Below are 12,253 nucleotides of genomic sequence, written 5' to 3' on the forward strand. Positions count from 1 at the left end.
AAACGCCCCGCTCGCCCCGGAAGGGTGCGCGACACACGACGACGGTGCCGAGAGGTGATCGTGCCTCAGAACTGTGTGAGCGCCGACCGACGGAGCAGCGCACGGCAGTGCGCGGTGCCGAGCGCTGTCACGCCACCCGGTGGGCCACCTGGCCACCCGTCACGGTGAGGCGCACCGGGGCCTGCGCGAGTTCGTCCGCCGGTGCTTTCACCGGGTCGAGAGCGAAGGCCGTGAGGTCGGCCCTGAAACCGGGTGCGATGCGCCCGGCGGTATCGGACTCGCCCGCGGCGAGCGCCGCGTGTGTCGTGCAGCCCTCCAACGCCTGCAGCCCCGTGAGGCCGCCGCGCGAGGCCGCGGCGCCGAGGGGGCGCGTGCGGTCGCCAGGACGCCGCGCACGTCGTAGAGGGATCGGCCAGTCCGAACCCAGCGCCACCACCGCACCCGCGCCCCGCAGGTCGCGGGTGCGCCACGCCCGACCGGCTCACTCGGGCCCCAGCCGCCGCGACCACTCGTCGTCCTGGTCGGCCCGGGTGTACGCGGTGTGCGGTGGCTGCATGGACGCGATGACCCCGAGCCGGGAGAAGCGGCTGAGCATGTCGTCCGGCACCGTCTCGATGCGCTCGATCCGGTGGGCGAACCGCCCGCCGTCGGCGAGCCCCTCCACCGTGTCGAGGACATGCCGCACGGCCGCGTCCCCGATCGCGTGCGTGGCCGTGCGAAGACCGGCCGCGTGCAGCTGCCGTACGGCGGCGGTGTACGCGGCCGGGTCCGGCCAGAACGCGTGCGTGCCCTGCCCGTGGCAGTCCGCTTGCTGCAGCCAGGCCGTGCCGCCCTCCACTGACGCTGCCCCCCTGGGACACGGCCCTGGCCGCCTGGGCCCACTCCTACCGCGCCGCCTTCGCGGCCCACCCGAGGAGCATCCCGCTCCTGATGACCTCACCCGTGCGCGCGCCTCGCGTCCTGGAGCAGTAGGAGCGTGCCGTCACGCTGCTGCTGGACGCCGGCTTCGCCCTCCCGGACGTCATGCCGCTGATCACGGCCCTGGAGAACCGGGTCCTCGGCTCGGCCCTGGACCTCGCCGCCCCGGAGACGATGTGGGAACTCCCGGACGAGACCACGACACCCCGTGCACAACAAGGGGGCCGACTTCCGTCGTAGGCTGAATCCCGCCCGTGATGGACAGGGAGGCTGAGGTGTCCGAGACCACGCTCACCGAGACGATGGTGGTCGAGGTGATGGTGGTCGAGGTGATGGCCGAACTGGCCGAGCTGGAGGACCCGAAAGCACGCGCGGTGAACGAGAAGCACGGTGACGATCACGGTGTGAACCTCGGCAAGCTGCGTGCACTCGCGAAGCGGCTGAAGACGCAGCAGGACCTCGCGTGCCGGCTCTGGGAGACGGACGACACCGCGGCGAGACTGCTGGCGATCCTGATCAGCCGCCCGAAGGCGTTCGAGCGCGACGAGTTGGACGCCATGGTGCGCGCAGCGCGCGCACCCAAGGTGCACGACTGGCTCGTGAACTACGTGGTGAAGAAGAACCCGCACTCCGAGGAGCTGCGTCTGGCCTGGTCCGCCGATCCGGATCCAGTGGTCGCGAGTGCCGGCTGGGCGCTGACCACCGAACGCGTGGCGAAGAAGCCCGAAGGACTCGACCTCGCAGGACTGCTCGATGTCATCGAGGCGGAGATGAAAGACGCCCCGGATCGCCTGCAGTGGGCGATGAACCACTGCCTGGCTCAGATCGGGATCGAGCACGCCGAGCACCGCGCCCGTGCACTCGCCATCGGTGAGCGCCTGGAGGTGCTCAAGGACTACCCGACCGCACCGGGCTGCACGTCTCCGTTCGCGCCCGTCTGGATCACCGAGATGGTGCGCCGACAGCACCAGTAGGGCCTGTCCGGCGGATCCTGCCGGACAGGCCCTGTCCCGGAGGACTCAGCGCTTGAGCGTGAAGGTGAAGTCCCCGGAGAGCCTGCCGCTCAGGCAGACTGCCGAAACGAGATTCCCCTCGGTGATCAGTCTCTCGACCTCGGCTCGCGAAAAGCCGAAGCCTTCAGCGATCAGTCGTACCGGCCGGACAGGGATCCGCGCCGCAAAGCGGACCAAGACCTCGATCGCCTCCCCCTCCAGCTGATCCGATCCGCCGGTGTCGAGGCGCCAGGCGTGGTCCCAGTCGAGGGCGATGCGATTACGGCGCCGCACGACCGGATCCTGGAGCAGCTCGGCTGCAAGGCCAAGGTCGTTGCCGTGGAGCAGGTCCAGGAGGTCTGGACGTACGGAGCGCACGTGCAGCCGTTCCAGGACAGTGAGCTTGGTGGTCGCCCCGCACACGGTGCACAGCGCGAGGAGCCAGGCGTCGATGAGCTTGTGGTTCGCGTTGACACGGAATTTGCCGCTTGACCGGAAGCGCTCGGAGGCGCACGCGTGGCAACGGCGGAGAACGAGCGGCAGGCGGGTGGGCACGACCACCCAGATTTTGGACACAGAAATACACCGGTTCCAGTGAGAAGTCCGCAGCGAAAAGGAGCGCGGCGCACCTGCGCGACGCGCGACGAATCAGCGCTCAGGAGGTCTCACTGGGTGTACAACGGCATGTCCTCAACAAGGCGACAGGGGGCGGGAGCACGGTAATCGCGCACGGAGGTGCGGCTCCACTGGTTTTCGCGCGGGTGGCGGTGCCTCGCCGCTGCGGAGGCGGTTGCTGCACCGCTCGACGGTGAAACGCTTGCTTGGACCCCTCGAGGACGAAGGCCGAGGACTCGGTCAGCGCCGACACCGACGACCTCCTCGCCCTCCCCCAACTCCTCGGTGCCCGCACCGAACGCGCACGCGAAGTCGTGGCCCTGGCGGCACCGATGGCCGTCGGCCGTCCGCACTTCAATGCTCCGGAGCTCGGGATGTAGGTGCCGGGGCCGCGGCACGGCGGAGTGCTGCCCCGAGTGCCCGTACCGAGCGGGCGGCTTCCTCGGCATCCGCGGCGGAGACGCACAGCCGGGTGAAGGGAGCGGAGCGCCACAGGTCCACGCGGACCACTGGCGTGCCGGCACGTACGGCGATGAAATCCAGGCCGTCGCGGTGCCGCCACTCTCCCAGGCAGAACCGGCCGGGGCGCCACCGCCCGCGCCGCCTCACGCCGCGCAGGGCACGCCACCAGTCCGGCTCGACCTTCACGTCCTTGACCGCCGTCAGTGGTATGCGTACGTTCCGGCATCCAGTCACAGCCCTCTCCTGGGAGTCTCGACCCGAACCGTCACGAGGCCCTGACCCACCACGTCGCCCTCTCCGCCGAGCACCTGACCTGCACCGGAGTCCTGCGCCCCGGTTACCGGCCCGGTGACCGACTGCTGCGCCCGGCGCACGTGGAGGTCACCGGGCCACCTCCGCCCGGCAGGCAGCCGGGCCCGGCTGAAGATGAGTAGGCGTCGTCGGCCACATGGGCCGGTATCGTCGGGCGACGCATACTGACGGCGGGAGCTGGTGGAGGTACGGCCGGTCCGGTGGGCCGGGGTGTCGCCGGGCCGGACGGATGACGATGTCCCGGTCGGGCTGTCGTCACGGGCGCCACTGGTGGCTCATTGTTGCTGTCCGTACCACCGGGCGGAGGTGATGACGATGCGGTTGGCGGACGACGACAGCGACGAGCCCCCTGAGCACGTCGACCCCTCCGTCCTGGAAGACCGGCGCACTGTCGCCGACACCTTCACCTCGGCAGCCGCGGCCGCGGACGTACGGCAGGTTCCGGCGCTGCTGTGCCAGGCATGCGTGGAGCTGCCCCCGATCACCGGCGCCTCCACGTCCATCACCGACGGCACCACCGTCCGTGCGCTGTGGTGCGCCAGCGACCGTACGGCCTCCCGCCTGGCCGAAGCCCAGTACACGCTCAGCGACGGCCCCTGCCAGACCGCCCTCGCCCGGACGGCACCGGTGCCGGCGGCCGATCTCACCCGCGGTCCGGACGCCCGCCGCCGGCCGGTCTTCGCCCACCAGGCCACCGAACTCGGCGTGCGGGCGGTCTTCTCGCTGCCCCTGGGCACCAGCGCGCTGGCGATCGGCACGCTCGACCTCTACCGCGCCACCCCGGGCGCTCCCTCCGACCGGGACGACCGGGATCTGCGGATCGCCCTGCCGGCGCGGGACGCGGTCACCTTCGCCATGCTGAAGCTCGACTCCGGAACGGACGACTACGCTCCCGCGGACGGAGCAGGAGTAGCGTCATGGGTGGAGGCCGCGGAGGCAGACCCCACAGAGTCCACCAAGCCGTCGGCATGGTCATGGTGCAGTTGGGAGTCGACCCGCAGCGGACCCTGGACCGGCCGCGGGCACGCGCCTTCACCCAAGGGCGAACGGTCACCGAGGTGGCCGAGGACGTTCGCGCGCGCGCCCTCCGCTTCCGGCCGGAAGCGGAGGGCGAAGAACGTCCAGAGGGCCCCGGTCGGTTCAGGAGCGACGAAGGAGACGGTGACCGGTCATGACCCGTGAGGAACAGCTCACCAAGGCGTTCGTCGGGCTGGCCGACACCCTCGCCGACGGCTTCGACCCGGTGGTCCTCCTGGACCGCCTCGCCGGGCACTGCATCGACCTCACCGGTGCCGACGCGGTCGGTGTCACCATGGCCACCACCCGCGGCGACCTGCGCATCATGGCCGTCGCTCCGCACCAGCAGGAGACCCTGACCGAGCTCGTCCGGCTGCAGGCCGGAGAGGGCCCCGCCCGGGACTGCTACCGCACACGCCGACCGGTGAACGCCACCGACCTGTCCGGCGACGCCGACAACTGGTCCGAGTTCGCTCCCCGGGCGCGGCAGGCCGGCTACCGAGCCGCGCACTCCCTGCCACTGCGCGTCAACCACCATGCCATCGGTGCCGTTACCCTCCTGCTCACCGCCCCGGGCGGCCTGCCCACGACCGACCTGCGCCTGGCCCAGGCCCTCGCCGACGTGGCGGCCGTGGCCCTGGTCCACTGGAGTCCGGACCCGGCCCGGCCCATGGACATCCTCACTCAGGCCCAGGCCGCCGTCGCCGCCAAGGCGACCGTCGAGATGGCCCAGGGCATGCTCGCCGAGTACGGCCGCCTCGATCCCGCGCAGGCCATGGACGCCCTGCACGCCTACTGCTGCCGCGACGGCGACCGCCTCACCGAGGTCGCGCAGGCCCTTGTACGCCGCACTCTGGCCCCGGAGACGGTGCTCGCCGCCCTGCGGTAGCCGGTCCGGCGCCCAGCCTTCTGCCTCTGGTCGCTTCGCGTTTCGGTCAGGGCGCCGCCCCGGCTGCGCGCACTGCGCCCTCACGGCAATGTCAGTCGTTCTTCCCGCGGCCGGTGAGCATGTCGCGGACCCGGTCGACCATTCCGGCCCCTGGAGCCAGGAGTTTGTTGAGCGGCGGGGTGTCCGGGGCTGCGGGATGCGGGCGGGTCGGGGCGGACTCCTTGGCCCTGCGTACCTTGTCACCCAGCTCGTTGAGGGTTTCCGCGGGGCAGGCGTCGGCCAGCAGGGGGAACAGGCGGTCTTCTTCGTCCCTGACATGTGCGGTGACCGACGACTTGAGCTGCGCCACGAGGGTGTCGAACTGCGCGTCACCGGGCCGACAGGCTTCCAGCTCCTTCAGCAGGCGCTCCACCTCGCTGTGGTCGGCGATCTCCATGTCGGCGAGGTCGTCACCGCCGTCGACGTATCGGCGGACCGCCGGGTAGAGGTGCTCTTCCTCGGCCACCGAGTGCCGTACCAGCTCCATGGTCAGCTGGTCAGCCAGCTCACGGCGCCTGTTCTCGGCTGCGGCGTGGGTTTCCATCTCAGCGAACAGACCGTCAACTTCCCGGTGATCCGCTGTCAGTTCCTCAATGACGTTTCCTCCGTGCCCCATGTGTGGGCGCTCCTTCCTGTCATCTGGCGTGGATGCACTGCCATGGCCGGTGTGAGGGCTCGGTGGCCGCCGATGACCGGATGGGGCGATACACCTGGCGGCCGGGAGGCGAGAGCCTGCGGGGCCCGCTTCCAGGAGCCTGTCACAGGCCGGGGTGGGTCGCCCGGCGGCGACCGCAGTGGCCCGCCGAACGGGGGACGGCAAACCTGAGGGCGGCCGTCTCTCGGGCGCCCCGGCTTCGATCGGACCTGCGCGCCACCGCAGTTACTCACCTCCGCGCCACCGCAGTTGCTCATGCCCTGGCGATTTATGGGACTCACATGGGGTACTTCCGATATGGACGGACTGGCCCGTGGGAGGAATCCGGACATGCTGTCTCATACACTCGAGCGTGGCGTTCTGGTCATCACTGTGCACCGCGATCCCGGCATCGGCGGACGCGCCACCCTCGCAGCGGAGATCAGCAACCTGATCCGTGCCCACAAGCCGGCGCCCGTCGTCATCGTCCTGGACGAGCCGGCCCCAGGTGGCGCAGCGATCAGTGCGGTCCTGCGCGCCCATCGCACCTGCAGCAACCTCTGTGTCCTGATGTCGGTGGCAACCCCCAGTGCCCCCGCCCGACGGCTCCTCGAGGCCAATGCCGACACCACCGGTCCCCGACTGGTCATTCACGCGCGGACCGACACCGCCATCACCGCGGCGTTCACGGCGGCAACCGCCGCATGACGCCGTGAAGCCCTACGTGGATTCTCCGTCGTCGTCCGGCTCCCGCCGGGCGCGCTCCTCGGTATCGACACCCTCCAGGGGCTTGCCCGCCGCCGTGCCCTTCTCCGCCTGGTAGCCCTCCTTCGCGCCGGCCGTACTCGGTACGGATCGCTCCTGTGCCTGGCTCTCCGCGCCCGAGTGCGCCCCCGGCTCGTCATGGTCGCGTGCCCGGTCGAAGCGGTCTCCGCGGTGACTCTTCCGGCTGGTCATGCCCGCCCTCCCATCGGCAGTGGGGCTTTGCCGGGTTCCCCCGGGGCGGCACCTGAAACGCCTGGGGCAGACGGGGCAGGAGGCCGCCGCTGGGTGGAGGGCCGTAACGGCATAGTCGTGCCGCGCCGACGCCGTGCGGTCCCGACGCCGTGCGGTCCCGCATCGAGCCAGGTGCGTGCGCTTCGAGGACCGGGCGACCCGCAAGCCGCGGCGGCAAGTACCGTACGATCACGACTCGTTGGGCGGTCGATCGGAGAGCTGCGGATGCCGGGTGGACTCCTCGCGCTGGCACTCGGCGGTTTCGGTATCGGCCTGACCGAGTTCCTGATCGCCGGGCTGCTGCCTCAGGTAGCGTCCAGTTTCTCGGTGTCCGAGGCCGCCGCCGGCTGGCTGATCTCCGGGTACGCGTTGAGCGTCGCGATCGGCGCGATCGCCCTGACAGCGGCGACGGCGCGACTGCCCCGCAAGGCGGTCCTGGTCGGCCTGGTGGCGTTGTTCGTCGTCGGCAACCTGTTGTCCGCTCTCGCGCCGACCTATCCGGTGATGCTGCTCGGGCGGATCGTCGCGGCGTTGTGCCACGGTTCGTTCTTCGGCATCGGCTCGCTGGTCGCTCGCAGTCTGGTCGCGCCGGAGAAGAAGTCCCGCGCGGTGGCGCTCATGTTCGCCGGGCTGACGGTTGCGAACGTACTGGGTGTGCCGTTCGGCGCGCTGGTCGGTGAGCGCTGGGGCTGGAGAGCGGCCTTCTGGGCGGTCACCGCGATCGGCGTACTCGCGCTGGTGGGCATCGTCACCCTCGTCCCCGGCCGGGCGGGAGAGACGCGGCCGTCGACAGTGCCGGGCCGCGCGGACCCGATGGCGGACGGCGGCCTACGGGCCCAGTTCCGAGCGTTCCGGTCCTGGCAGGTCTGGCTGACCCTGACGGCCACCGCGCTCAGCTACGGCGGGATGTTCGGTGCGTTCAGCTACATCGCCTACACGTTCACCGAGGTCGGCGGCTTCTCCCCGGCCGATGTCGCCTGGTTGCTGATGGTGTACGGCGTCGGCCTGGTCGTCGGGAACCTGGTCGGCGGGCGAGCGGCCGACCATGACCGTGACCGCGCCCTGGTCCTCGCCTTGCTCGGACTCACCATCACCCTGGCCGCATTCGGTCTGCTGGCCGGCAGCCCCACCGCGTCGGTGATCCTGGTGTTCCTGATGGGGCTGTTCGGGTTCGCCGGCGTCCCCGGCTTGATCACTCGCGTCACCGACTTCGCCCACGGAGCGGCGCTGGCCGCCAGCGCCAATGTGTCCGCGTCCAACATCGGCAACGCGCTCGGCGCCTGGCTCGGAGGCCTGGCCATCACCGCGGGTCTCGGCTACACGGCGCCGCTCTACGTCGGCGCCGGTATCGCCCTGATCTCCGTCATCGTCATGGCCGTCGCCGCACACCAAGCCAGGTCACCCGCTCAGCAGCGGACTGACCACCGCGTGTAACCCCTCCCCTCTCTGGGGGAAGGGGGATTCCTCCGCAGCAACAGGCAGCCCGTCGACCGGCACGGCCCCGGGTGTGGCCGTCGGCAGCGTGGGTACTTCGTGTGGCCGAAGAGGGGAAGTGCGGGACGAGACGCTTCCGCATCGAGGGCATGCCTCACCGACGCCACAGCGGCCTACGGGATCGTCGCCGGTGTCGTGACGGTGCGTAGCCGCCGCCCCGGCAAGACGGTGTACTCCCCGGATGCTCCCCGGACGGGCCCTGCCGAGACCGTGTCGCAGACGAGGAAGGCCGAAGCCGTGAACCAATCACAGAACCCCGCCCACCAGCATCCGCAGCCCGAGTTCCCCTCCCAGGATCAGCCTCATCCCGGCTGGACCGGGCCCATGGACCCGCCGCCGGACCACGGTGAGGAGTCCTACCGGGGCAGCGGCCGCCTCGAGGGCCGCAAGACCGTGATCACCGGCGGAGACTCCGGGATCGGACGGGCGGTGGCGCTGGCTTTCGCCCGTGAGGGAGCCGACGTGCTCTTCACCCACCTGGACGAGGAGAAGGACGAAGCCCGCGAGACCGCCCGGTGGGTGGAGGATGCCGGCCGCCGCGCGATCCCCGTCTCCTGCGACATCCGTGAAGAGGACGCCTGCCGGTCCCTGGTGGACCAGGCCGTCACCGAGTTCGGCCACATCGACATCCTGGTGAACAACGCGGCGTACCAGATGTCGCAGCCGGAGGGCATCGAGTCCATCTCCACCGAGCAGTTCGACCGCGTGCTGCGCACCAACCTCTACGGCATGTTCTGGCTGTCGAAGTTCGCTCTGCCGCACATTCCCGAAGGCGGCAGCATCATCAACTCCACCTCCGTACAGGCGTACAAGCCCAGCCCTCATCTGCTCGACTACGCGATGACCAAGGGGGCCATCGTCACCTTCACCCAAGGGCTGGCCCAGATGCTGGCCGACCGGGGCATCCGCGTCAACGCCGTCGCCCCGGGACCGGTCTGGACGCCGCTGATCCCGGCGACGATGCCGGACACGGTCGAGTTCGGCAAGCAGGCACCGCTGGGCCGGCCGGCCCAGCCCGCCGAGATGGCGCCCGCCTATGTCTTCCTGGCCTCGCAGGAGGCGTCCTTCATCACCGCCGAGATCGTCAACGCCACGGGGGGTACACCGCTGCCGTGAACGCGACGGGCTGGACCGGCGCCCGGTATGCCCGACTCATGCCGGGTACTCCGGGAGACATGGCTGGTATCGAGTTGCGCAGCAGCGCATTCAACGATCACTCCGTCATCGAGCGCCGGTACGCGTATGAGGGCGACAACGTCTCCCCTCCCCTGGCCTGGAGGGGTGTGCCGGACGACGCGACCGAACTGGTGCTGCTCTGCGAGGACCCCGACGCCCCGTCGGGCACCTTCGCGCACTGGATCGTGGTCGGCATCGATCCCCACAGTGAGGGCGTCGCGGCGGGGCAGTGCCCGACCGGCGGCACCGAACTCGTCAACGGCTACCACGAGCGGGGCTGGGGCGGGCCGCACCCTCCTCCCGGGGACGAAGCGCACCGCTACTTCTTCCGGCTCTACGCCCTGTCGAAGCCGTGCGTGCTGCCCGACGCGCCCAGCGCCCAGGAGGTGCATCAGGCGGTGGACGAGCAGCAGCTCGCCAGCGGCACTCTGGTGGGGCTGTACCAGCGCTGACGGTACTGACGGCACCGACAGCGCTGTACGTCCGTGAGCCGTTCGTCCGGGACGACGGAGGCTTCAGCCGGAACGCTCGTCATCGGGCGCCTCGCCCAAGTGATCCCGGAACCAGTCGGCGGCGGCCTCCGCGGCCTGCCGCAGCGTGCCGGGTTCGGGGAAGAGGTGGGTCGCGCCGGGCACCACATGAACCTTGTGTGCCACGGACAGCTTGCCGGCGGCCTGGTGGTTGAGGTCGAGAACCGTTTCGTCGTTGCCGCCGACGACGAGCAGGACCGGGGCCCCGACCAGGGCCAGCGCGTCGCCGGCCAGGTCGGGGCGTCCGCCGCGCGACACGACCGCCGCGACCCGCCTCGGACGCTCGGCGGCCGCCACCAAGGCCGCGGCCGCTCCCGTGCTCGCCCCGAACAGGCCCACGGGCAGGTCTGCGGTCTGCGGTCGTTGCTCCAGCCAGTCGATGGCATCGGCCAGGCGCCGGGCCAGCAGGCCGATGTCGAAGCGGTGCTCGCCCGTCACGACGTCCTGGTGCTCTTCCTGCTCGGTCAGCAGGTCCAGCAGGAGGGTGCCGATGCCGGCGCGCTGAAGCTCGGCGGCGACGGCACGGTTGCGGGGACTGAGGCGTGAACTGCCGCTGCCGTGCGCGAACAGCACCATCCCACGTGCCCCGAAGGGAATCACGAGGTCGCCGTGGAGAGCCGCCTCCCCCGAAGGAACGATCACCGCTTCGGAAACCATCGTCGTCATCTCCCCTGAGGCTGTACGAGGGCTTGGACGGGTTGGGTTGGGTTTGACGAGTACCCCGGTGTTCCGGTTTTGGCGCTGCCCGATAGGTAACCCCGGAAGAAACACCGGAATCGGACACGGGAGACGGGGACACCGGGGCGCACGAACGGAGGGTTCGCATGAAGGCTGTCGTGTGGCACTCACTCGGGGACATACGTCTGGACGACGTGCCGGAGCCGAAGATCGAGGACCGGTACGACGCGATCGTGCGGATCACGACGTCCGCCGTCTGCGGCACCGACCTGCACTTCGTCCGCGGCACCATGCCCGGCCTGCAGGAGGGGCGGATCCTCGGCCATGAGGCCGTCGGCGTCGTGGAGGAGACAGGCTCAGGGGTGCGCAACTTCCGCCCCGGCGACCGGGTGGTGGTGCCGTCCACCGTGGCGTGCGGGACCTGCAGTTACTGCCGTGCGGGCTACTACGCGCAGTGCGACAACGCCAACCCGCAAGGGCCGCGGGCGGGCACGGTGTTCTTCGGTGGTCCGGAGGCCGCAGGGGGCCTGGACGGGCTCCAGGCCGAGTACGCCCGCGTTCCGTTCGCCCACGTCGGCCTGGTGCCGTTGCCGGACACGGTCGACGACGCCCAGGCCATCCTGCTGTCGGACATCTACCCCACCGCGTGGTTCGGGGCGAAGCTGGCCGAGATCGGCGACGGCGACACCGTGGCGATTCTGGGCGCGGGGCCGGTCGGGCAGGCCGCTGTCGCGTGCGCCCGTCTGCAGGGCGCCGGGCGGATCATCGTCGTCGACGGCGTGGCCGACCGGCTGGACCTGGCCCGCGACCAGCATGCCGAGACGGTGGACTTCAACGCGGAGGATCCGGTCGAGGCCGCTCTGGAGCTGACCGGCGGCATCGGCGTCGACCGAGTGATCGAGGCCGTGGGCGTGGACGCCCAACGACCCGCCCACGGGCCGGCCGCCGAGGCACTGCGGGAGCAGGCCGAGCAGTTCGACCACGAACGCCAGGAGACGGCCCCGGAGCGGAATCCGGACGGGGAGACGTGGGTGCCGGGCGACGCCCCGACGCTGGCGGCCCGCTGGGCGGTGCAGCTGGCGGCCAAGGCCGGCACGGTCGGCACCGTCGGTGTCTATCCGCCGCAGGTGCAGCACTATCCGTTCGGCGAGGCGTTCATGAAGAACCTCACCCTCAAGATGGGCAACTGCAACCACCGCCGCTATCTGCCCGACCTGGTGTCGATGGTCGCGTCGGGCCGCCTTGACCCCACACCGCTGATCACCCGCTGGGTGGGTACGGAAGACGCGGTCGACGCCTACCGCACGTTCGACCGGCGCGAAGCGGGCTGGACGAAGGTCACGCTCGGCGTGGCGGACGACGGCTCGGTCGCCCCCGGCCTCGGCGAGGCAGCCGGTACCGGCGCCGCCACCACCGCGGGGACCCAGGGACCCGTGGCAACGCAGGAGCACGACGGGCGTGACCGACGGTGACCGCCACAGGGGGCGAGAAGGTTCACGTG

General features: G+C 70.8%; 15 protein-coding genes and 2 pseudogenes. 11 read left to right on the forward strand and 6 right to left on the reverse strand.

What is annotated here, in order from left to right; genetic code table 11:
- Nucleotides 1–127: 127 nt before the first annotated feature.
- Nucleotides 128–940 (reverse strand): annotated as a pseudogene (locus QFZ76_RS04270) (amidohydrolase family protein).
- Between QFZ76_RS04270 and QFZ76_RS04275 the strand changes: the two are divergent.
- Both QFZ76_RS04275 and QFZ76_RS04280 read left to right on the forward strand, forming a co-directional pair.
- Nucleotides 838–1,128 (forward strand): annotated as a pseudogene (locus QFZ76_RS04275) (TetR/AcrR family transcriptional regulator C-terminal domain-containing protein); the annotation flags it as partial. The pseudogenes QFZ76_RS04270 and QFZ76_RS04275 sit on opposite strands and share 103 nt — an antisense overlap.
- A gap of 92 nt (nt 1,129–1,220) precedes the next feature.
- A complete protein-coding gene (locus QFZ76_RS04280) occupies nt 1,221–1,892 on the forward strand; it encodes a DNA alkylation repair protein (protein ID WP_307679924.1) in 672 nt (223 codons plus the stop codon).
- Between the two features lie 45 nt (nt 1,893–1,937).
- On the opposite strand, the gene QFZ76_RS04285 is transcribed toward QFZ76_RS04280, so the two are convergent.
- Complete coding sequence (locus QFZ76_RS04285) at nt 1,938–2,486, reverse strand: DUF1062 domain-containing protein (protein WP_307672419.1); 549 nt, start codon at nt 2,484–2,486, stop codon at nt 1,938–1,940.
- Nucleotides 2,487–2,731: 245 nt separating this feature from the next.
- On the opposite strand from QFZ76_RS04285, the gene QFZ76_RS04290 reads away from it, so the two are divergent.
- Complete coding sequence (locus QFZ76_RS04290) at nt 2,732–2,905, forward strand: hypothetical protein (protein ID WP_307672420.1); 174 nt, start codon at nt 2,732–2,734, stop codon at nt 2,903–2,905.
- Here QFZ76_RS04290 and QFZ76_RS04295 read toward each other — a convergent pair.
- Nucleotides 2,880–3,221: a hypothetical protein gene (locus QFZ76_RS04295; RefSeq protein WP_307672421.1), complete on the reverse strand. Its 342-nt coding sequence runs from the start codon at nt 3,219–3,221 to the stop codon at nt 2,880–2,882. The two genes, QFZ76_RS04290 and QFZ76_RS04295, sit on opposite strands and share 26 nt — an antisense overlap.
- Between QFZ76_RS04295 and QFZ76_RS04300 the strand changes: the two genes are divergently transcribed.
- The 3 genes from QFZ76_RS04300 (at nt 3,191) to QFZ76_RS04310 (ending at nt 5,205) form a co-directional block, all read left to right on the forward strand.
- On the forward strand, nt 3,191–3,421 hold the full coding sequence (locus tag QFZ76_RS04300; protein ID WP_307672422.1) for a nucleotide exchange factor GrpE: 231 nt from the start codon (nt 3,191–3,193) through the stop codon (nt 3,419–3,421). The genes QFZ76_RS04295 and QFZ76_RS04300 overlap by 31 nt on opposite strands.
- Before the next feature lie 193 nt (nt 3,422–3,614).
- Nucleotides 3,615–4,481, forward strand: coding sequence for a hypothetical protein (locus QFZ76_RS04305; protein ID WP_307672423.1), 867 nt, complete (start codon nt 3,615–3,617; stop codon nt 4,479–4,481).
- On the forward strand, nt 4,471–5,205 hold the full coding sequence (locus QFZ76_RS04310) for a GAF domain-containing protein (RefSeq protein WP_307672424.1): 735 nt from the start codon (nt 4,471–4,473) through the stop codon (nt 5,203–5,205). The genes QFZ76_RS04305 and QFZ76_RS04310 overlap by 11 nt, the downstream gene beginning before the upstream one ends.
- Nucleotides 5,206–5,296: 91 nt before the next feature.
- Here the strand turns inward: QFZ76_RS04310 and QFZ76_RS04315 are convergent, their stop codons facing one another.
- Nucleotides 5,297–5,860, reverse strand: coding sequence for a hemerythrin domain-containing protein (locus tag QFZ76_RS04315; protein ID WP_307672425.1), 564 nt, complete (start codon nt 5,858–5,860; stop codon nt 5,297–5,299).
- A gap of 369 nt (nt 5,861–6,229) precedes the next feature.
- Here QFZ76_RS04315 and QFZ76_RS04320 point away from each other — a divergent pair, with 369 nt between their 5' ends.
- Nucleotides 6,230–6,586 (forward strand): hypothetical protein, encoded by a 357-nt coding sequence (locus QFZ76_RS04320; RefSeq protein WP_307672426.1) that lies wholly within the window; start codon nt 6,230–6,232, stop codon nt 6,584–6,586.
- A 12-nt stretch (nt 6,587–6,598) separates the two neighbouring features.
- Here QFZ76_RS04320 and QFZ76_RS04325 read toward each other — a convergent pair whose 3' ends face one another.
- A complete protein-coding gene (locus QFZ76_RS04325; RefSeq protein ID WP_307672427.1) occupies nt 6,599–6,835 on the reverse strand; it encodes a hypothetical protein in 237 nt (78 codons plus the stop codon).
- 264 nt (nt 6,836–7,099) lie between these two features.
- On the opposite strand from QFZ76_RS04325, the gene QFZ76_RS04330 reads away from it, so the two are divergent.
- The 3 genes from QFZ76_RS04330 (at nt 7,100) to QFZ76_RS04340 (ending at nt 9,996) form a co-directional block, all read left to right on the forward strand.
- Nucleotides 7,100–8,308, forward strand: a complete 1,209-nt coding sequence (locus QFZ76_RS04330; protein WP_307672428.1) for an MFS transporter — start codon at nt 7,100–7,102, stop codon at nt 8,306–8,308.
- A 297-nt stretch (nt 8,309–8,605) separates the two neighbouring features.
- On the forward strand, nt 8,606–9,484 hold the full coding sequence (locus tag QFZ76_RS04335; protein WP_307672429.1) for an SDR family oxidoreductase: 879 nt from the start codon (nt 8,606–8,608) through the stop codon (nt 9,482–9,484).
- Nucleotides 9,485–9,543: 59 nt separating this feature from the next.
- Entirely contained in the window at nt 9,544–9,996 is a 453-nt protein-coding gene (locus QFZ76_RS04340; RefSeq protein ID WP_307672430.1) for a YbhB/YbcL family Raf kinase inhibitor-like protein, read from the forward strand.
- A 63-nt stretch (nt 9,997–10,059) separates the two neighbouring features.
- On the opposite strand, the gene QFZ76_RS04345 is transcribed toward QFZ76_RS04340, so the two are convergent.
- The gene (locus QFZ76_RS04345) at nt 10,060–10,731 is read right to left on the reverse strand and encodes a dienelactone hydrolase family protein (RefSeq protein WP_307679925.1); all 672 of its coding nucleotides are present in this window, start codon (nt 10,729–10,731) and stop codon (nt 10,060–10,062) included.
- Nucleotides 10,732–10,898: 167 nt separating this feature from the next.
- On the opposite strand from QFZ76_RS04345, the gene QFZ76_RS04350 reads away from it, so the two are divergent.
- Nucleotides 10,899–12,224, forward strand: a complete 1,326-nt coding sequence (locus QFZ76_RS04350) for a zinc-dependent alcohol dehydrogenase (protein ID WP_307672431.1) — start codon at nt 10,899–10,901, stop codon at nt 12,222–12,224.
- The last annotated feature ends 29 nt before the right edge of the window (nt 12,225–12,253 follow it).

The organism is Streptomyces sp. V4I2 (assembly GCF_030817655.1).
GTDB classification, from domain to species: Bacteria; Actinomycetota; Actinomycetes; order Streptomycetales; family Streptomycetaceae; genus Streptomyces; species Streptomyces plumbiresistens.